At 64.7% G+C, this 18,620-nt stretch carries 18 protein-coding genes; 11 read left to right on the top strand and 7 right to left on the bottom strand.

The features are described 5' to 3' along the window. The first annotated feature begins 123 nt into the window (after positions 1–123). Positions 124–459: a hydroxyisourate hydrolase gene (locus ABIC09_RS02300; protein ID WP_354108270.1), complete on the top strand. Its 336-nt coding sequence runs from the start codon at positions 124–126 to the stop codon at positions 457–459. Here the strand turns inward: ABIC09_RS02300 and ABIC09_RS02295 are convergent, their stop codons facing one another. The 6 genes from ABIC09_RS02295 to ABIC09_RS02270 form a co-directional block, all read right to left on the bottom strand. Next, complete coding sequence (locus ABIC09_RS02295) at positions 460–1,275, bottom strand: ABC transporter permease (RefSeq protein WP_354032021.1); 816 nt, start codon at positions 1,273–1,275, stop codon at positions 460–462. After that, positions 1,275–2,138 (bottom strand): ABC transporter permease, encoded by an 864-nt coding sequence (locus ABIC09_RS02290; RefSeq protein ID WP_354108269.1) that lies wholly within the window; start codon positions 2,136–2,138, stop codon positions 1,275–1,277. Before ABIC09_RS02290 ends, ABIC09_RS02295 begins: the two co-directional genes overlap by 1 nt. Positions 2,139–2,142: 4 nt before the next feature. Continuing rightward, positions 2,143–3,189 carry an ABC transporter substrate-binding protein gene (locus ABIC09_RS02285; protein WP_354085815.1) on the bottom strand — a complete coding sequence of 349 codons (1,047 nt, stop codon included), beginning with the start codon at positions 3,187–3,189 and terminating at the stop codon, positions 2,143–2,145. 29 nt (positions 3,190–3,218) lie between these two features. Then, on the bottom strand, positions 3,219–4,313 hold the full coding sequence (locus tag ABIC09_RS02280) for an ABC transporter ATP-binding protein (RefSeq protein WP_354108268.1): 1,095 nt from the start codon (positions 4,311–4,313) through the stop codon (positions 3,219–3,221). 107 nt (positions 4,314–4,420) lie between these two features. Continuing rightward, positions 4,421–5,173: an aspartate/glutamate racemase family protein gene (locus tag ABIC09_RS02275; protein WP_354108267.1), complete on the bottom strand. Its 753-nt coding sequence runs from the start codon at positions 5,171–5,173 to the stop codon at positions 4,421–4,423. Further along, positions 5,170–5,901 (bottom strand): GntR family transcriptional regulator, encoded by a 732-nt coding sequence (locus ABIC09_RS02270; RefSeq protein WP_354108266.1) that lies wholly within the window; start codon positions 5,899–5,901, stop codon positions 5,170–5,172. Before ABIC09_RS02270 ends, ABIC09_RS02275 begins: the two co-directional genes overlap by 4 nt. Positions 5,902–6,080: 179 nt before the next feature. Here ABIC09_RS02270 and ABIC09_RS02265 point away from each other — a divergent pair, with 179 nt between their 5' ends. Both ABIC09_RS02265 and hydA (ABIC09_RS02260) read left to right on the top strand, forming a co-directional pair. Beyond that, complete coding sequence (locus tag ABIC09_RS02265) at positions 6,081–6,821, top strand: maleate cis-trans isomerase family protein (protein ID WP_354108265.1); 741 nt, start codon at positions 6,081–6,083, stop codon at positions 6,819–6,821. Between the two features lie 26 nt (positions 6,822–6,847). Next, entirely contained in the window at positions 6,848–8,257 is a 1,410-nt protein-coding gene (gene hydA, locus ABIC09_RS02260) for a dihydropyrimidinase (protein ID WP_354108466.1), read from the top strand. A 28-nt stretch (positions 8,258–8,285) separates the two neighbouring features. On the opposite strand, the gene ABIC09_RS02255 is transcribed toward hydA (ABIC09_RS02260), so the two are convergent. Continuing rightward, the gene (locus ABIC09_RS02255) at positions 8,286–9,419 is read right to left on the bottom strand and encodes an MFS transporter (protein WP_354108264.1); all 1,134 of its coding nucleotides are present in this window, start codon (positions 9,417–9,419) and stop codon (positions 8,286–8,288) included. Positions 9,420–9,665: 246 nt separating this feature from the next. Between ABIC09_RS02255 and ABIC09_RS02250 the strand changes: the two genes are divergently transcribed. From ABIC09_RS02250 to ABIC09_RS02215, 8 genes are all read left to right on the top strand, one after another. Beyond that, positions 9,666–10,598: an N-carbamoyl-D-amino-acid hydrolase gene (locus ABIC09_RS02250; RefSeq protein ID WP_354032028.1), complete on the top strand. Its 933-nt coding sequence runs from the start codon at positions 9,666–9,668 to the stop codon at positions 10,596–10,598. Between the two features lie 60 nt (positions 10,599–10,658). Further along, on the top strand, positions 10,659–12,128 hold the full coding sequence (hydA, locus tag ABIC09_RS02245; RefSeq protein ID WP_354108263.1) for a dihydropyrimidinase: 1,470 nt from the start codon (positions 10,659–10,661) through the stop codon (positions 12,126–12,128). Between the two features lie 214 nt (positions 12,129–12,342). Then, complete coding sequence (locus ABIC09_RS02240; RefSeq protein WP_354108262.1) at positions 12,343–13,947, top strand: ABC transporter substrate-binding protein; 1,605 nt, start codon at positions 12,343–12,345, stop codon at positions 13,945–13,947. Positions 13,948–13,964: 17 nt separating this feature from the next. After that, positions 13,965–14,906, top strand: a complete 942-nt coding sequence (locus tag ABIC09_RS02235; protein ID WP_148755481.1) for an ABC transporter permease — start codon at positions 13,965–13,967, stop codon at positions 14,904–14,906. After that, a complete protein-coding gene (locus ABIC09_RS02230; RefSeq protein ID WP_354108261.1) occupies positions 14,903–15,826 on the top strand; it encodes an ABC transporter permease in 924 nt (307 codons plus the stop codon). Before ABIC09_RS02235 ends, ABIC09_RS02230 begins: the two co-directional genes overlap by 4 nt. Before the next feature lie 19 nt (positions 15,827–15,845). Continuing rightward, positions 15,846–16,835, top strand: a complete 990-nt coding sequence (locus tag ABIC09_RS02225) for an ABC transporter ATP-binding protein (RefSeq protein ID WP_354085809.1) — start codon at positions 15,846–15,848, stop codon at positions 16,833–16,835. After that, complete coding sequence (locus tag ABIC09_RS02220) at positions 16,832–17,815, top strand: ABC transporter ATP-binding protein (RefSeq protein ID WP_148755478.1); 984 nt, start codon at positions 16,832–16,834, stop codon at positions 17,813–17,815. The genes ABIC09_RS02225 and ABIC09_RS02220 overlap by 4 nt, the downstream gene beginning before the upstream one ends. A 255-nt stretch (positions 17,816–18,070) precedes the next feature. Next, a complete protein-coding gene (locus ABIC09_RS02215) occupies positions 18,071–18,493 on the top strand; it encodes an OsmC family protein (protein ID WP_354085807.1) in 423 nt (140 codons plus the stop codon). Positions 18,494–18,620 lie beyond the last annotated feature (127 nt).

Raw genomic sequence — 18,620 nt, 5'->3', positions numbered from 1 at the left:
GGATCAACGCCAGTGTGGCGCAGAGCGCGAGGCACGCTGCGCCGAACGCCGGCAGCAGTCCAGGCACTGGCCGAACCGCCGCGTTTCCGTCTACCATGGCGGCGCGCTCACGGGAGGAACATTGTGGCAGGCGGCATTTCCATTCACGCGGTCGATGTGGCGAGCGGACGGCCCGCGCAGGGGTTGCGTGTCGAGATCTGGCGGATTGATCCGGATTCGTCTCGGATCGCCGACGGGCGGCTCGGTGCCAACGGCGTGCTTGATCACCCTGTCGCGCAGGGTGAAGGCGTCACGGCCGGCGAGTACGAGGTCCTGTTTCATCTCGGCGAGTTCTTCGCGGACAGCGACGGCTTCTTGACCGTGACGCCGTTCCGCTTCCGCATCCACAATGTCGACGAGCATTTTCATCTGCCGCTGAAATTTACGCGCTGGGGATATTCGCTGTTCCGCGGCGCCTGATCAGTTCGCCAAGCGCCGCGACAGGCCGGTGACGCGCTCCATGACAGCAACCAGCAGGACTGTGGCTATGATCAGCACGCTCGAAAGTGCTGCGATGGTGACATCGAGCTTGCCCTCGAGATCCTGCCACATCCGGATCGGCAGCATGTCGGTTGCGGCATCGCGCAGGAACAGCGAGACCGGCACGTTGTCGAAGGACGACATGAAGGCGATGAAGGCCCCGGCAATGATGCCCGGCCGGATCAGCGGCAGCACGATGCGCCGGAACGTATAGAGGCGGCTCGCGCCCAGCACTGCCGAGCTCTCCAGGAGAGTCGGCTCGAGCTGGGCAAGAGCCGCGACCGTATTGCGCACGACATAGGGCACGCAGACCACGGTGTGGCCGATCACCAGCGTCAGCGGCGACACCGGCAGACCGACCAGCGAGAATAGCATCAGCGCAGCCAGACCGAAAGCCAGCGCCGGCAGCACCAGCGGCGACATGAACAGGGAATCGAGCAGCCGCGCCGACAGCGCGCGCGATCGCGAGATCGCAAGTGCCGCCGCAACGCCAAGCACGATCGACAGGCCCGTTGCCCATAGCGCGACGATCAGGCTGTTCTTCGCCGCGAAATGGAGCTGCCAGGCGTTCCACAGTTCGGCGTACCAGCGCAACGAATAACCCGGCGGTGGGAACCGCAGCGAGAAGCCGCTGGTGAAGGAGACGATCAGGACCACCAACGATGGTGCAATGATGATGACCAACGCGATGATCGCGATGACAGTCATGACAAATTCGAAGCTGATCGCTTCAAGGGTCCGTTTGCGTCCGCTCATCACGCCCCTCCATAGCCGCGCGACATGCGGCCGAGCGTGGTGAAGACGGAGACGACCGCGAGCACGGCGAGCAGGAAGATGATCGAGATCGCGGACGCAAACGGCCAGTTCTGCAGCGTGGACGCCTGCTGATAGAGATACATCGGCATGAACAGCATCTGCCCGCCGCCGATCAGCGACTGCGTGATGAAGGCGGTGATAGCAGCGGCATAGGTCAGCGTGCATCCGGCGATCACGCCGGGCAGCGACAGCGGCAGCACGATCCTGAAGAAGGTGCGCCAGCTCCCGGCGCCGAGCGAGCAGGAGGCGTCGTCGAGATTGGGATCGATCCTGCCGAGCGCGGTGATCAGCGGCAGTGTCATCAGTGGCATCTGCACCTGCGCCAGCGCGATCACCACGCCGAACTGGGTGTAGAGCAGTTTTAAGGGCGTATCGACGATGCCGAGCGATTGCAGCGTCGCGTTGATGATGCCCTGGCGGCCCAGGATGACGATCCAGGCGAAGGTGCGGACCACGACGCTGGTCAGGAGCGGCAGCAGCACGATCAAGATGATGATTGTCTGCAGCCGCGGCCCGACCCGTTGGTAGACCCAGGCGATGGGAAAACCGAGCACGAGACAGACGGCGGTCACCTCGGCACCCAGCCACAGCGTCGAGCCGAGCACGCTGAGGCTGAAGGGATCGGTGAGGAAGTGGAGGTACTGGCCGAGCCCCCAATGGAGCCCGGCCGTGTCGTTGTGCAGCGAGAGCCAGAGCAGTTGCAGCAGCGGCGCCACGAAGAAGACCAGGAAGAACAGCGCCAGCGGCGCTGCCAATCCCATTCCGTAGGACGTCACGTCCCGTGATGCCGGTGCTGTGCCCATGGTGCTAGATCTTGATCTCGCGGTTGAAGCGCTCGATCCAGGCTGAGCGCTGCTCATTGATCTTCTTCCAGTCCTGGAACACGAATTTCTGCTTCAGCTCGGCCGTGTCCTTGGCGAGCACACGCGCGATCTCGCCGCCCATCGCCACCTTGGAATTGGTCGGCACGATCAGATAGGGCGAGTTCATCAGCGCGGTCTGCACCTCCGGGCTGAGCGATGCCTCGATCAGCTTGAAGGCGAGCTCGCGGTTGGGCGAGTTCTTGACGATGTGGATCGTGGTCTTGAAGGCGATCGCGCCTTCCTTCGGCGCCACGAACTCGACCGGCACGCCGCGCGCTTTCAGGATCTGGATGGCGTTGAAATTGCCGGGCGAGATGTCGATCTGGCCCTGCTGGAACAGGGTGGCGAGCGCGCCGGGATTGGCGGCGACCGCGGCCAGATTGGGCTTCAGCTCTTCGAGCGCCTTGAAGGCGGGATCGACATTGGCCTCCGAGCCGCCGCGCATCTTGGCGATCTCGACCAGCCAGCCGGTGCCGAGCGTCGAATTGAGGTTGGTGATGCCGACGCGGCCCTTGAATTCCGGCTTCCACAGATCGGCCCAGGAGGTCGGCGGCGTCTTGATGGCCTCCGGATTGTAGGTGAGGCCGACGACCTGGAAGAATGGGGCGGGGCCCATCGGCTCCTGCGCTTCCGAGATCAGGTCCTTGAAATAGGCGCTCTTCTCGACCGGATAGGATTCTGCGAGATCCTGGCCAATCGCGACAAGCGCCGGACCGGGATCGTGCAGCATCACGTCGATCGGCGGATTGGCCTTGGCGGCATTGATCTTCGCGATCTGGTCGACCGACAGCATCGGATCGAGCACGATCGCCGCGTCGGCGTTGGCTTTGCGGAACGCCGGCACCAGCACGGCCTTGTGCGCTTCCTCCCAGCTTCCGGTGAAGGTCGCAAACACCAGTGGGCGGGCCTGGGCGTAGCTCAGCCCCGGAAACGCCTTCATGGCGCCGAGGGTGAGCGCGGTGGTCATCAGGCTTCGGCGGTTGAGGATCATGTCGAACTCCCTGTGGACTAGACTAAAATCTAAAGCGTTGCGGGAAAGGCGTTGGCGAGCGAGGGGGCGAGCGGCGCGAGGCGCACCGCCGCACCGTTTTCCAGCGCGCGCGTCCCGCCGATGCGCGCCTGGGAAATCTTGACGCCGGAGCCGTCGGCGGTGGTCACTTCGTGCACGACGGTCGCCCCCAGCGGCAGCGACATGCCGACCACGCCGGCAAAGCCCGTCTCGTCGCCGACGAATTGCAGATGCTCGGGGCGGATGCACACCGTGACGCGGCCGCCTTCGGTGAGAGTGCCGCCGGCCGGCCGCGCGATGATCTCCGCGCCGGCATCGAGCCGCACCTTTGCAGCCGTGCGGTCCGCGGATACCACGACGCCCGGCATGCGGTTGCTGGAGCCGACAAAGGTGTTGACGAACAAGGTCTGCGGACGGTCATAGACGTCCGACGGCGATCCGAACTGCTCGAGCTTGCCATGGCTCAGCACGGCGACACGGTCGGCCATCGATAGTGCCTCTTCCTGGTCATGCGTCACGATCAGCGTCGTGATGCCGGAGACGCGCTGCAACCGCTTGACCTCGATCTGCATGTCGAGCCGCAGATTCTTGTCGAGCGCGGCAAAGGGCTCGTCGAGCAGCAGGATCGACGGCTTGATCGCGAGCGCACGGGCGAGCGCGACACGCTGCTGTTGGCCACCGGAGAGTTGCCGGGGTAGCCGCTCCGCCATTGCGGGTAACTGCACGAGTTCTAGCAGCCGCTGCGCCTCACGCTGGCGCGACGCCTTGTCGACGCCGCGGGCGGCGAGGCCATAGCCGACATTTTCGCTGATCGAGAGGTGCGGAAACAGCGCGTAGTTCTGGAACACGATGCCGACGGCGCGGCGGTTGGGCGGCAGCGCATCGACGATGTGATCGCCGATGATGATCCGCCCCTGGGTCTGTGCAATGAAGCCGGCGATGATACGCAGCAGTGTCGTCTTGCCGCAGCCGGAGGGCCCGAGCAGTGCGATGATCTCGCCGCCCCTGATGTCGAGATTGATGTTCTCGACGGCAAGCGCGCCGCTCTGATAGCGATGGGTCACCGCGTCGACGACGAGCGATCGCCCGCCTGGCGTATCAGCCATGGTGTTGCCTCCCGTTCTCCCCGGAAAGAAAGCAAGTCTCGTGCCCCAGTCTGCCGCCAGCCGTGCGATTGAAGACCGATCGTACCTCTCGCATCGTCAGACCCTTCTCACTCATTGTCGCGATGCTCGAGCCGGGCGGCGAGCACCTCGGCAAGGCCAATGGTTGGCTTGGCAGCGGGCCTTCGGAACGTCCCTGCCGTAGCCTTGCGCAGGCGCAGCGCAACCAGCGCCTCGGCCTGCTTCACTGAGGCGACCACTTGATCAACCACAGGAACCGGGACGCGGTGGGCGACGCGCTCGGCAAGCCCCGAAAGCGGGGCGCCCGCAAAGATCAGGACGTCGGCCTCGTTCTCGTCGATCGCGCGTTGGGCGAGATCGACGAGCACATCCTCCTTTTCGGTGCCGACCTCCGAGATCGCTTGAAACGGCGTATCGAGCATGCGGATACCGGCGCAGCGCTCCCACAGCCCGTGGGCGCGGACGCATTCCTCGTACCAGGGCCCCAAGGCCCGTGCGAAAGTGACGATGGCAAAGCGGCGTCCGGCCATGCAGGCCGTGAGCATCGCTGCTTCCGCCATGCCGACCACGGGAATGTCAAAGGTCTCGCGTGCGGCGAACAGGCCGGGGTCACCGAAAGCCGCGATAATTGCGGCGTCGACGTTCCGCTGCTGCTCGGCCAGCATCTCCAGCGCGATGGCGCCGCCGATCTGGGCCTCGGTGCGCGTCGAGATATAGGGCACACCGCGCGTCGCGGTGCAGGGGATCAGCTCGGTGCCGGGGGACGCCGCGCGCTGTCCGACGCCCGCCATCAGCCGGGTAACCTGGATGCTGGTGTTCGGGTTGAGCAGCAGAAGCTTCATGACGCCGTCCGCCTGGGTTGGGATTTGGCGAGGACTTCGAGCAGCGCCGTCCCGGTGCGTGCGACATGAGCGCCGAGCAGGCGGCCGGCCGCCTCGCCGTTGCGCGCCTCGAGCGTGGCAAGAATAGCGGCGTGCTCGTCGACCGAATTGCTCCAGCGGCGGTCGGCACCGAGTGCGAGGTAGCGCGCGCGCTCGGCGCGGGAGATCAGCATCTCATGCGCTTCGCGCAGCGGCTTGTTGCGGGCCATACGGACGATGGTGTTGTGGATCTCGCCGTTGATGGCGAAGTAGTCGTCGAGCTTGCCGTTACGGTGATGACCCTCCATCCGGGTCTGAAGCGTGCGCAAGCGGGCAAGGTCGCGCTCGGTGGCACGCTCCGCGGCGAGCTCTGCGGCAAGTCGCTCGATGCCGGCCAGCGCCTCGAACAATTCCGAGATGCCGTCGACCGCGATATCGGCGATGCGCGGGCTGCGGTTGGGACGGAGCTCGATCAATCCTTCGGCGGCGAGCACCTTCATCGCCTCGCGCAAAGGGGTGCGCGATACGCCCAGCTCTTTCGACAGCTTTGTCTCCTGGGTCTGCGATCCCGGCGGCAGCTCGCCGCGAATGATCATCGTCCGCATCCGCGTGGCGGCGCGCTCATGCAAGCCCGTCCTCTTGAGCTTGGGCGATTTTCGTCCGGGGCTTGGTTCGGATTTCTGCTGCACGCGGGCTTCCTGCCTGCGCATGACCCTATCCACTCCCCACCAAATGCGGTGCCCAAATTGGCGACGTATGTGGCTCAAAACAAATGCATATCGAATAAATTGTATGCAGCATGCAGATTGCGGCTTGCGCAGCGCGATGCCGGCAAGGATGATCTTTCGAGGGGCGCAATCGCGCCTTCGCAATGGAGCGTCCGTGATCGATGTCAGTCCTGCGCAAGCGTCTCGGCATGATCACGCCGTCCTCCAATTCGGTACTGGAGCCCGTCACCAGCGTCATGCTGCAGGGCATCGACGGCGTTACCGCCCATTTCTCCCGTTTCCGCGTCACCGAGATCGCGCTCGACGCGGCAGCGCTGAGCCAGTTCGATGCATCGGTGATGCTGCCGGCCGCTGACCTGCTGGCCGATGCCAAGGTCGACGCCATCGCCTGGAACGGTACGTCGGCGAGCTGGCTCGGCATCGGCCGCGACAGGGGCCTTTGCGACGCGATCACGGCGCGCACCGGCGTGCCGGCAACGACCTCGACGCTGGCCTGCATCGATGCCGTCCGCGCACTTCGAGCCAAACGTATCGGTCTGGTCTCGCCCTATAGCGATGACGTGCAGCGGCGGATTGGCGAGGTCTGGGCCGAGGAGGGCATTGCGACGCACGCCGAGCGTCACCTCGGCCTGCGCGATAACTTCGCCTTTGGCGAGGTCGCGTCCGCGACGATCGCGGACATGATCCGCGTGGTGGCGGCGGAGGGCGCCGACGCCGTCGTCATCCTCTGCACCAATCTCGACGGTGCCGCGCTTGCGGCCTCGCTCGAGCAGGAGCTGAATATCGTTGTGCTTGACTCCGTTGCAGTCACGCTGTGGCGAAGCCTCAGCCTCGCCGGCGGCGACATCGCGACCCTTATGTCGTGGGGGCGCATATTCCAGACAATGCCGATCATCAAGTGACGGAGACGCAAGTGCTTCAAGGTCAAGTGACGCAGCTCGATCTCGCCATTCGCGGCGGCACCATCGTGACGGCCAGCGACGAGTTTCGCGCCGATATCGGCATTCGCGACGGCCAGATCGTCGCCATCGCCGACAGCATTGAAGGCGCGGCACGCGAGATCGACGCGTCGGGGCTGCTGGCGCTGCCGGGCGGGATCGACAGCCACGTCCACATCTCTCAAGCCCAGGGCCCCGACGTCGTGATGGCCGACGATTTCGCCTCGGCGACGCGCGCAGCCGCAGCTGGCGGCAACACCATGGTGCTGCCCTTCGCGCTACAGGAGAAGGGGACGTCGCTACGGACCTGCGTGGAGAACTACCGTAATCTCGCGGAGGGCGAGTGCTACATCGACACCGCCTTCCACCTCATCATCTCCGATCCGACCGCGGTCGTGCTCGGCCAGGAGCTGCCGGCGCTGGTCAAGGACGGTTATACCTCGTTCAAGGTGTTCATGACCTATGACGACCTCGTGCTCAGCGACAAGCAGCTGCTCGAGGTCTTCGATGTCGCACGCCGCGAGGAGGCGCTGGTGATGGTCCATTGCGAGGGCTATGACGCCATCCGCTTCCTCACCACGAAGCTCGAACGCGAGGGCCACATCGCGCCCTATTATCATGGCACATCGCGGCCCCAGGCCGTCGAACGCGAGGCGACGCATCGCGCCATCAGCCATGCCGAGGTGATCGGCGTCCCCATCATGATCGTCCACGTCTCGGGGCGCGAGGCGATGGAGCAGATACGGTGGGCCCAGCAGCGCGGCCTGCCGGTGCATGCCGAAACCTGCCCGCAATACATTACGCTCACGGCCGACGACATGAATGGCCTGAACATGGACATCTCAGGAGCCAAATATGTCTGCTCGCCGCCGCCGCGCGATGCCGAGAGCCAGCAGGCGATCTGGGAAGGCATCACCACCGGGGTGTTTCAGACCTTCTCGTCCGACCACTGCCCGTTCCGCTACGACGATCCCAAGGGCAAGCTGACGCCGAATGCCCGCACCTCGTTCCGCTGGGTGCCGAATGGCATCCCCGGCATCGAGACGCGACTGCCGATCCTGTTCTCCGAGGGCGTCTCGAAGGGGAGGATCACGCTGCAGAAGTTTGTCGAGCTGACCGCGACCAACCACGCCCGCATCTACGGGCTCTATCCGCGCAAGGGCTCGATCGGAATCGGCTTCGACGCCGATATCGTGCTATGGGACCCGAAGCTCAAGAAGCCGATCCGGCAGGTCGATCTGCACCACGGCTCCGACTACACGCCTTGGGAAGGCTTTGACGTCACCGGCTGGCCTGTCACCACCATCGCGCGGGGCCGGGTCGTGTACGAGCAGGGCAGGATCGTCGGCGATAAGGGCGCGGGCGAGGTGCTGAGCCGCGGCAAGTCGAGCCTAGTGTGACGGGAAGATGATGCTGTGGCGCGCTTTGCTATTTTGTGGTCACGGCGCGCGCGGACAGCGTGACGAGGCACATCAGCGCGGCGAGCATCCAGAATGCCATCGGCAGTCCGGTGGCGTGGGCGATAAAGCCGATGCCGGCGGGGCCAACCAGAACGCCGGCATATCCGGCGGTGGTGATCGATGCCACCGCGAGCCCCGTGGGCATTGCGGTCTGCATGGCTGCGCCACGAAACAGCACCGGCACGAGGTTCGAGGCGCCGAGACCGATGAGCAGGAAACCGGCGATGGCAACGGCCTTGCTCGGCGCGAGCAACAACACTGCAAGCCCCGCGACGGCAAGCAGGCTTCCCCCGACCAGCGTTGTGCGATCGCCGATGCGTGCCACGACGGCGTCGCCGCCGAGCCGGCCAATGGTCATCGCGATCGAGAACACGATGTAACCGATCCCGCCCTGGGCCTCGCTGACGAGGCCCGTGCCGATGACGAGCAACGCGCCCCAGTCGAGCATCGCGCCTTCGATCAGGAAGGTGATGGCCGCCAGCAACGCCAGCAGCAGCACGATGCCATGCGGCAGCACGAACAGCGGTCCCTCCTGCGCCTGCGCCGAACGCAGCAGGCGCGGCCAGGCGAGCGCCATCGCGATCAGCATCAGCACGGCGCAGATCAATGCGCTCGCGAGCGGTCCAAGATGAAACGACAACAGCGCCGTCATCACCGCGGATCCGGCGAACCCGCCAATGCTGAAGAGCGCATGAAAGCCCGACATCAGCGGTTGTCCTGCCGCACGTTCGACCTCGACGGCATGGATGTTCATGGCGACATCGATGGAGCCGAGCGCAGCGCCGAATGCGAGCAAGGCAATCGCCAATGTCAAGGGCGTGCCGGCGATGACCAGCAGGGGCAACACCAGGGCGAGGGCAATTCCGCCCGCGATGATGATCGGCTTGGTGCCGTGGCGTGCGCTCAAGATGCCGGTTGCGAGCATCGCGATGACCGAGCCGATACCGAGGCTGAGCAGCAGCAAGCCAAGGACCGCGTCATCGACCGCGAGCCGTTGCTTTGCGAACGGCACCAGCGGCGCCCAGCACGCAATGCCGAAGCCGGCGACCAGGAACGAGAGGCGCGTGGCGAGCCGCGTCGCCGGACGGTCGGCTGGTGTCATTCGCAAAGCTCCGGAGGGGATTGGGGAAGAGGAGAGGGGGGCGCAGCTATAAACCGAAGCGAAGAGAGAGGTTCCGCATGCTTGTAACTCGGATGGAGCGGCTTGTCCGCTGAACGGAGGGCGCGGCATGAAAGCTGCTTGGCTGGAAAAATGGCGTGAGGCTGCGTTATGCTGCGCGTGCCGCCCCCCAGAAGCTGCGATCCCCAGCCTCGCCAAGAAATTTTTCAAATAATCAGGAACTCGCCGATGCGTATCGTCAATGTTGCCGCCGCCCAGATGGGCCCGATCCAGAAGGCCGACAGCCGCGAGGCCGTGGTCAAGCGCATGATCGCGCTGATGGACGAAGCCAAGGCCAAAGGTGCCGACCTGATCGTCTATCCGGAACTGGCGCTGACAACTTTCTTCCCACGCTGGTACGCAGAGGACCGGGCGGAGTTCGACAGCTGGTTCGAACGCGAGATGCCGAGCGCTGCGACCAAGCCGCTGTTCGAGCGTGCCGCGCAGCATCAGATGGCAATGAATTTCGGCTATGCCGAGCTGACGCCCGACGGCCGCCACTTCAACACGGCGATCCTCACCGACAAGTCTGGCAAGATCGTCGGCAAATATCGCAAGGTCCATTTGCCCGGCCATGCGGAATACGACACCAATCGATCGCACCAGCATCTGGAGAAGCGCTATTTCGAGCCGGGCGATCTTGGGTTCAACGTCTGGCGCGAGCTGGGCGGCATCATCGGCATGGCGATCTGCAACGACCGCCGCTGGCCGGAGACCTATCGCGTCATGGGCCTGCAGGGTGTCGAGATGGTGCTGATAGGCTACAACACGCCATCGGTGAATGCGGAGCGAAGCGAGGAGGGCGTCGAGAAGCGCCTGTTTCACAACCGCCTCTCCGTGCAGGCCGGCGCGTATCAGAATGCGACCTGGGTGGTCGCGGTGGCCAAGGCTGGCGTCGAGGACGGCCATGCGTTGTTTGGCGGCAGTCTGATCGTCGATCCCGACGGCGAGATCGTTGCCGAAGCCCGGACGGACGGCGACGAGCTACTTGTCCATCCTTGCGATCTCGAGGCCACCACCTTCGGCAAAACCACGATCTTCAACTTTGCACAGCACCGCCGCATCGAGCATTACGGCCTGATCACCAGCCGTACCGGCGCGGTGCCGCCGCCGGAGAAATGATGCCCATGGTGTTCCTGCAAACTGGCAATCATTTCGCTCAGGCCTATCATGGAGTGCCTCATGACTGAACCCACTTACGATCTGATTATCCGCGGCGGCCGCGTCGCTACCACGACCGATGTGTTCGAGGCCGATGTCGCAATCTCCGGCGAGACCATCGTAGCCATCGGCCGCGGGCTTCCGTCCGCCAAGCGCGAGATCGACGCACGCGGCAAGCTGGTGCTGCCCGGCGGTGTCGACAGTCATGCGCATATCGAGCAGCTGTCCGCGGCCGGTATCATGAATGCCGACACTTTTGAAAGCGCGACCGTGTCGGCGGCCTTTGGCGGTACGACCACGGTGATCCCGTTCGCGGCCCAGCACGTCGGCATGAAGCTGCCGCAGGTGGTGGAGGATTATCACGCGCTTGCAAAGAAAGGCGCCGTGATCGACTACGCCTTTCACATGATCATCGCGGACGCGACCAGGGAGACGGTCGAGGAGCACATTCCGGCGCTGGTGAGGCAGGGGCACGCCTCGATCAAGATCTTCATGACCTACGACCGGCTCAAGGTCGACGACGAGCCGCTGCTCGACATTCTCCTCGCCGCACGCCAGTCCGGCGCGATGTTATGCGCCCATGCCGAAAATCACGGCATCATCGCCTGGATGGTGAAGCGGCTGCTCGCGCGCGGCTACACGATGCCCAAATACCACGCCGTCAGCCACGCCCGCGTCTCAGAGGCGGAAGCCTTCACCCGGCTGATCGGCATGGCGGCGCTGATCGATCAGCCCATCATGATCTTCCATGTCTCGACCGCCGAGGGCGCAAAGGTCATCCGCGATTCGCGCGGGCAGGGGCTCAAGGTGTTCGCCGAGACCTGTCCGCAATATCTGTTCCTCACGGCTGATGATCTCGACAAGCCCGGCGCGGAGGGGGCGAAGTGGATGTGCAGCCCGCCGCCGCGCACGCATTCGGACCAGGAGGCGCTGTGGCAGGCGCTTTCGCTCGGCGATCTCCAGACCATTTCCTCGGACCACGCGCCGTATCGTTACGACGAGACCGGCAAGCTGCGCGCTGGCCCCAATCCGAACTTCAAGCAGGTCGCGAACGGCCTGCCGGGACTGGAGCTGCGGCTGCCGCTGCTGTTCGACGCGATGGTGTCGAAAGGACGGCTCGGTCTTGAGAAGTTCGTCGAGCTGACCGCGACGGCACCCGCAAAAATCTACAATTTGCATCCGCGCAAGGGCTCGATCGCGGTCGGCGCGGATGCTGATATCGCGATCTGGGATCCCAATCGCGGGACCACGATTGCGGACGACATGATGCACGATCTTGCTGGTTACACGCCGTTTGCGGACCGCAAGCTGAAGGGGTGGCCGGTGTCGGTGCTCTCGCGCGGCCGCGTGATCGTCGACGGCGACAAGTGCCTCGCCAGCGCCGGCAGCGGCAAATTCCTGGCGCGGAGCGGCGGCGAGGCGGCAAAGCCGATGGGCCGGCTGGTGGCGGACATGGATCCTGAGCGGAATTTCGGAGCAAAACTGCTGTGATCGCGGACCGCGCGCGATGGATCGTCGCGGACCAGCACCTCGCGTGTCCTTGGCGCGGTCTCGTCCGTGCTGCTGCGCAACGATAGGCCCAAAAGGCGATGAGAACCCGCTGGCGGCCCCGCGGTTACTGGCATACCATTTGCACGCAAATGGGCTCTGTTTCACCTGCCCTTGGCCAATACGGCCGGCATCACGGCATTACCGGGAGGATTTCATGGATCGCAGGACCGTATTGAAGGGACTGGCCGGCGCGGGCGGTCTGGCATTGTCGGGTGGCGTCTCGGCGCCTGCGATCGCACAAGGCGCCTCAGCCCGCACCCTGCGCTTCGTGCCACAGGCCAATCTCGCCAATTTCGATCCGATCTGGGGCACCCAATATGTCGTGCGCAACGCGGCGGCGCTGGTCTGGGATACGCTCTACGGCATCGATTCCTCGCTTCAACCGCAACGTCAGATGGTCGAATCCGAGGAAGTAACCGACGATGGCACGACCTGGACGTTCAAGCTGCGATCGGGGCTCAAATTCCATGACGGCGAGCCGGTGCTGAGCAAGGACGTCGTCGCGAGTCTTGCGCGCTGGGCGGCGCGCGATCCGATGGGTCTGATGATCAAGGCGCTCCAGCAGGAGCTCACCGCGGTCGACGACCGCACCTTCAAATGGGTGCTGAAGCAGCCTTTCCCGAAGATGCTCTACGCGCTCGCGAAGAACAACTCGCCTTGCGCCTTCATCATGCCGGAGCGGATCGCTCAGACCGACCCGTTCAAGCAGATTGGTGACTATGTCGGCTCCGGGCCGATGAAGTTCGCCAAGAGCGAGTGGGTCCCCGGCGCGAAAGCCGTGTTCGAGAAATTCGCCGACTATGCGCCGCGGCAAGAGAAGGCGTCGTGGCTCGCCGGCGGCAAGCAGATCCTGGTCGATCGCGTGGAATGGATCGTGATGCCGGATGCGGCGACCGCAGCAGCCGCGCTGCAGAACGGCGAAGTCGACTGGTGGGAGAGCCCGATTGCCGACCTCGTTCCAGTCCTGAAAAAGAACAAGAACATCAGCGTCGATATCGGCGATCCCCTCGGCAATATCGGTTCGTTCCGCATGAACTTCCTGTATCCGCCCTTCAACGACGTGCGGGCGCGGCGTGCGGTGCTGATGGCCATGAGCCAGGAAGACTATATGCGCGCCATCGTCGGCGACGACAATTCGCTGTGGAAGCCGCTGCCCGGCTACTTCACGCCGGACACGCCGCTCTATTCCGAGATGGGCGGCGAGATCCTGAAGGGCAAGCGCGATCTCGATGCGGCCAAGAAGCTGCTCGCCGAGAGCGGTTATTCCGGCCAGCCGGTGACGTGCCTGGTGGCGCAGGACCAGCCGATCACCAAGGCGCAGGGTGACGTTACCGCGGACCTCCTCAAGCAGCTCGGCATGAATGTCGACTTCGTCGCCACCGATTGGGGCACGGTCGGCTCGCGCCGTGCGGCGAAGACGCCGCCGGGACAGGGCGGCTGGAACATGTTCCACACCTGGCACGCCGGCGCGGATTGCATCAATCCCGCGCCCTACACCGCCATTCGCGCCAACGGTGACAAGGCCTGGTTCGGCTGGCCCAGCAGCCCCAATACCGAGAAGGAAGTCTCGTCCTGGTTCGAGGCCAAGAACCTCGATGAGGAGAAGGCCGCCATCGGTCGCCTCAACAAGGCCGCACTCGATGACGTCGTCTACGCCCCGACCGGCTTCTTCCTGAGCTACACGGCGTGGCGCAAGAACATCTCCGGCATCGCGAAAGGGCCGCTGCCGTTCTTCTGGGGCGTGTCGAAATCCGCATGACCGCGCGCTGAAGCCAGATGCTCTCCTACATCCTCCGGCGCATCGTCTCGACCCTGCCAGTGATGGCAATCGTCGCGCTGTTCGTGTTCAGCCTGCTCTACATCGCGCCGGGTGATCCCGCCGTGGTGATTGCGGGCGACCAGGCAAGCCCGGAGGATGTGGAGCGCATCCGCCAGAGCCTCGGCCTCGATCGGCCCTTCCTGATCCAGTTCGGAAGCTGGGTCTGGCGTATTCTGCATGGCGATCTCGGCACCTCGATCTTCACCAACCTACCGGTTTCGACGATGATCGGCCAGCGCCTCGGACCGACACTGTCGTTGATGATGGTCACGCTGCTGCTCACGATCGTGGTCGCGGTGCCGCTCGGGGTCGTGGCCGCGTGGAAGGCTGGCAGCCTGATCGACCGCGCCATCATGGCGTTCGCCGTGTTCGGCTTCTCGCTGCCGGTCTTCGTGGTCGGCTATGTCCTTGCCTATATCTTCGCGCTGGAGCTCGAATGGCTTCCGGTGCAGGGCTACACGCCGCTCACGGAGGGGTTCTGGCCCTGGCTGCAAAATCTGATCCTGCCGGCGGTCGCGCTCGGCTGCGTCTACATCGCGCTGATCGCGCGCATTACTCGCGCGACCATGCTCGAAGTGCTGCAGCAGGACTATATCCGCACGGCGCGGGCCAAGGGCCTGGGGCAGGGCGGCATCCTCTTCGTTCATGCGCTGAAGAACGCAGCCGTGCCGATCGTCACTGTGATCGGGATCGGCATCGCGCTTTTGATCGGCGGCGCGGTCGTGACTGAAAGCGTGTTTGCGATCCCGGGCCTTGGGCGGCTGACGATCGATGCGATCCTGCGCCGCGACTATCCCGTCATCCAGGGCATCGTGCTGCTGTTCAGCTTTGTTTACGTGTTGGTCAATCTGATGATCGACGTCACCTATACGATCGTTGACCCGAGGATCCGCTATTGACCGACATGACCGTCAACCCGCACGCGCTCCCGGCCGGCCTCGTCGTCGCGCCTCAACTGCCTGAAATCCTTCGGCCTGTCGTGATCCGGCGTGGCATCGTCGGTTTTCTGCGCGGCCATCCGACGGTCGCCATCGGCGGCGCGCTGCTGCTGATGCTCGTTCTTATCGCAGTCTTCGCGCCCTATCTCGGTACGGTCGATCCGACCGCGCTCGCGCCAGCCAAGCGGACCCGCGCGCCCTCGGCTGTTTTCTGGTTTGGCTCCGACGTGCTCGGCCGCGATATCTACTCGCGCGTGCTGTTTGGCGCGCGGGTCTCGCTCACGGTCGGTCTGTCCGTTGCGATATTCGCCTCCGCGGCGGGTCTTGCCATCGGAATCGTCGCCGGCTTCATCCGCTGGGCAGATGGCATTCTGATGCGCTTCATGGATGGCTTGATGTCGATCCCGCCGATCCTGCTGGCAATCGCGCTGATGGCCTTGACGCGCGGCAGCGTCGGTAACGTCATCCTGGCGATCACCGTTGCCGAGATCCCGCGCGTCTCGCGGCTCGTCCGCAGCGTCGTGCTGTCGTTGCGCGAACAGCCCTATGTCGATGCGGCGGTAGCCTGCGGCACGCGCACGCCGATGATCATCCTGCGCCACATCCTGCCCAACACGCTGGCGCCGATGTTGGTGCAGGCGACCTATATCTGCGCCAGCGCGATGATCACGGAGGCGATCCTGTCCTTCATCGGCGCCGGCACGCCGCCGACCATTCCGTCCTGGGGCAACATCATGGCCGAGGGCCGCGCGCTGTGGCAGGTCAAGCCCTATATCGTGTTCTTCCCGGCGGCATTCCTGTCCGTCACCGTGCTCGCGGTCAACCTGCTGGGCGACGGCCTTCGCGATGCGCTCGATCCGCGCATGGCCAAGAGCCTCTGATGTATCGAGGCTGATCGCGATGGCACTGCTCGAAGTCGAGAATCTGCAGACCCACTTCCGCACGCCCAGCGGCATCAACCGCGCGGTCGACGGCGTATCCTTCCACGTCAATGAGGGCGAGACGCTGGCCATCGTCGGGGAGTCCGGCTGCGGCAAGTCGGTGACCTCGATGTCCCTGATGCGGCTGATCCCGGAGCCGCCGGGCAGGATCGCAGGCGCCATCCGCTTCGCGGGCAAAGATATCTTGAAGCTTTCAGATCGCGAGATGCGCGCGATCCGCGGCAACGACATCTCGATGATCTTTCAGGAACCGATGACGAGCCTCAATCCGGTGCTGACCGTCGGCCGTCAGATCCGTGAAACGCTGATGATCCATCAGGGGCTGGACCAGCAGGCCGCCGAGGCGCACGCGATCGAGATGTTGACGCTGGTCGGCATTCCCGAGCCGAAACGGCGCGTGCGCGAATATCCGCACCAGCTTTCCGGCGGCATGCGTCAGCGCGTGATGATCGCGATCGCGCTCGCCTGCAATCCGAAGCTCCTGATCGCGGACGAGCCGACCACCGCGCTCGACGTCACCATCCAGGCACAGATCCTGAAGCTGATGCTGGATTTGAAGCGCCGTGTCGGTGCGGCGATCATCCTGATCACGCACGATCTCGGCGTGGTCGCCGAAATCGCCGAACGCGTCATGGTCATGTATGCCGGCCGTAAAGTCGAGGAGGCGCCGGTCGCCGAGCTGTTCCGCTCGCCGCGCCATCCCTATACCCAGGGCCTGCTCGGCGCGGTGCCGAGGCTCGGCTCCTCGCTGACCGGCGCCGCGAGGCGGCTCGCCGAGATTCCCGGACAGGTGCCCGATCTGCGCAAGCCCATCACCGGCTGCGTCTTCGCCGGCCGTTGTGCGCTGGCAACCGATCTCTGCCGGCAATATGCGCCGGGTCTCGAGGAAAAGTCGCCGCGCCACATCGCGGCCTGCCACTACGCCGCCAAGGGAGCGGTTGCGGCATGAGCCCTCCGCTGCTCCAGGTCAACGACCTCAAGAAGCATTTTCCGGTCAAGACCGGCCTGTTCGGGCGCAAGTCCGAATGGGTCTACGCCGTCGACGGCGTGTCGTTCGAGATTGCGCGCGGCGAGACATTGTCGCTGGTCGGCGAATCCGGCTGCGGCAAGTCGACGGTCGGCCGCGCAATCCTGCGGCTGTTCGACGTGACGTCGGGCCAGGTGATCCTCGATGGCCAGCGCATCGACGACGCGCATCCGAGCACGATGCGCCAGATGCGGCAACGCATGCAGGTGGTGTTCCAGGATCCGTTCTCGAGCCTCAATCCGCGCATGCGCGTGCGCGACATCCTCGCGGAGCCAATCCGCAATTTCGGCCTCGCCAAATCCGCGGCCGACCTCGAGACGCGCGTGACCGCGCTGATGGACACGGTGCGCTTGCCGCGGGAAGCGCTCAACCGCAGGCCACACGAATTCTCCGGCGGCCAGCGTCAGCGCATCGGCATTGCACGGGCGCTCGCGGCCGAGCCGGAGCTGATCGTCTGCGACGAGGCAGTTTCGGCGCTCGACGTCTCGGTCAAGGCGCAGATCGTCAACCTCTTGCAGGATCTTCAGCGCGAGTTCGGGCTGGCATTGCTGTTCATCAGCCATGACCTCGCGATCGTCGAGCACATGACCCACCGCGTTGCGGTGATGTATCTCGGCAAGATCGTCGAGGTGGCGCCGCGCCGGGAGATATTTGCGGCGCCCAGGCATCCCTATACCAAGGCGCTGCTCTCGGCAGTTCCGTTGCCGGAGCCCGGTGCGCAGCGCAACCCCATCATCCTTGGCGGCGACGTGCCGAGCCCGATCAATCCGCCGAGCGGGTGCCGCTTCCACACCCGCTGCCCCTACGTGTTCGATCGCTGCCGGACCGAAGAGCCGCAGCTTCGTTCGGCTGGGGGCGAACAGTGGGTCGCCTGCCACCTCGATGCGCTGCCGGCGGGATAAAGAACCTCTTCAGCCAACGTCGATCGCAAGCTGATCATCTGTCGCGGCTGAAGACATCCGGCTGGAGCGGCGCGTGGTTTCCACCGCGCGGGCGACGTCGAAATCCGGCTAGGCCTGGGCCTCCACGCCGGACAGGTCGGTATTTGACGGAACCGCTCCGGCGCTCGAACGGTTGAAGGGCGACACCGCGGTGACGCCGGGATAGCCTTCCGTCGGCGCGGTGCGCAAGCAGGCAAGCAAAACCAGGAGAAAGAGATGATCCGCAAGGCAAAAGCAGTATGGCAGGGCACCGGCCGCGATGGGACCGGCCATCTATCGAGCGAATCCGGCGTGCTCGCCGAGACGGCCTATTCGTTCAAGACGCGGTTCGAGAACGAGAAGGGCACCAATCCCGAGGAATTGATTGCAGCGGCCCACGCCGGCTGCTTCACGATGGCGCTGGCCTTCGGTCTTCAGCTCGCTGGCTTCACGCCGACTGAGCTCTCCACCGAGGCCGCGGTTACCCTCGATCCCGAAGGGAAGGGATTCAAGATCAGCAAGTCGGCGCTGACCTTGCGCGCCAAAGTGCCCAACCTCGACGACGCCGGTTTTGCCCGTATCGCCGGCGAGGCCGAGAAGAACTGTCCGGTGTCGAAAGTGCTTAACGCGACGATCACGCTCGACGCCAAATTGACCTAGCCGAATATTGGGAGCTGCGCCAGGACTTGCCGGCGCCAGGACTTGCCGGCGCCAGGACTTGCCGGCGCCAGGACTTGCCGGCGCCAGGACTTGCCGGCGCCAGGACTTGCCGGCGCCAGGACTTGCC

This window comes from Bradyrhizobium sp. S3.12.5 (assembly GCF_040548225.1).
GTDB lineage: Bacteria > Pseudomonadota > Alphaproteobacteria > Rhizobiales > Xanthobacteraceae > Bradyrhizobium > Bradyrhizobium cytisi.
The sequence above is the reverse complement of the archived record's forward strand: the minus strand, read 5'-3'. Positions and strand labels throughout refer to the sequence as shown.

What these genes read in the sequence shown, in the direction of transcription:
- ABIC09_RS02290 (WP_354108269.1), bottom strand. Translation starts at nt 2,138, where the DNA reads ATGGGCACAGCACCGGCATCACGGGACGTGACGTCCTACGGAATGGGA.
- ABIC09_RS02285 (WP_354085815.1), bottom strand. Translation starts at nt 3,189, where the DNA reads ATGATCCTCAACCGCCGAAGCCTGATGACCACCGCGCTCACCCTCGGC.
- ABIC09_RS02225 (WP_354085809.1), top strand. Translation starts at nt 15,846, where the DNA reads ATGGCACTGCTCGAAGTCGAGAATCTGCAGACCCACTTCCGCACGCCC.
- ABIC09_RS02265 (WP_354108265.1), top strand. Translation starts at nt 6,081, where the DNA reads ATGTCAGTCCTGCGCAAGCGTCTCGGCATGATCACGCCGTCCTCCAAT.
- ABIC09_RS02220 (WP_148755478.1), top strand. Translation starts at nt 16,832, where the DNA reads ATGAGCCCTCCGCTGCTCCAGGTCAACGACCTCAAGAAGCATTTTCCG.
- hydA (WP_354108263.1), top strand. Translation starts at nt 10,659, where the DNA reads ATGACTGAACCCACTTACGATCTGATTATCCGCGGCGGCCGCGTCGCT.
- ABIC09_RS02255 (WP_354108264.1), bottom strand. Translation starts at nt 9,419, where the DNA reads ATGACACCAGCCGACCGTCCGGCGACGCGGCTCGCCACGCGCCTCTCG.
- ABIC09_RS02295 (WP_354032021.1), bottom strand. Translation starts at nt 1,275, where the DNA reads ATGAGCGGACGCAAACGGACCCTTGAAGCGATCAGCTTCGAATTTGTC.
- ABIC09_RS02235 (WP_148755481.1), top strand. Translation starts at nt 13,965, where the DNA reads ATGCTCTCCTACATCCTCCGGCGCATCGTCTCGACCCTGCCAGTGATG.
- ABIC09_RS02240 (WP_354108262.1), top strand. Translation starts at nt 12,343, where the DNA reads ATGGATCGCAGGACCGTATTGAAGGGACTGGCCGGCGCGGGCGGTCTG.
- ABIC09_RS02280 (WP_354108268.1), bottom strand. Translation starts at nt 4,313, where the DNA reads ATGGCTGATACGCCAGGCGGGCGATCGCTCGTCGTCGACGCGGTGACC.
- ABIC09_RS02215 (WP_354085807.1), top strand. Translation starts at nt 18,071, where the DNA reads ATGATCCGCAAGGCAAAAGCAGTATGGCAGGGCACCGGCCGCGATGGG.
- ABIC09_RS02270 (WP_354108266.1), bottom strand. Translation starts at nt 5,901, where the DNA reads ATGCGCAGGCAGGAAGCCCGCGTGCAGCAGAAATCCGAACCAAGCCCC.
- ABIC09_RS02250 (WP_354032028.1), top strand. Translation starts at nt 9,666, where the DNA reads ATGCGTATCGTCAATGTTGCCGCCGCCCAGATGGGCCCGATCCAGAAG.
- ABIC09_RS02275 (WP_354108267.1), bottom strand. Translation starts at nt 5,173, where the DNA reads ATGAAGCTTCTGCTGCTCAACCCGAACACCAGCATCCAGGTTACCCGG.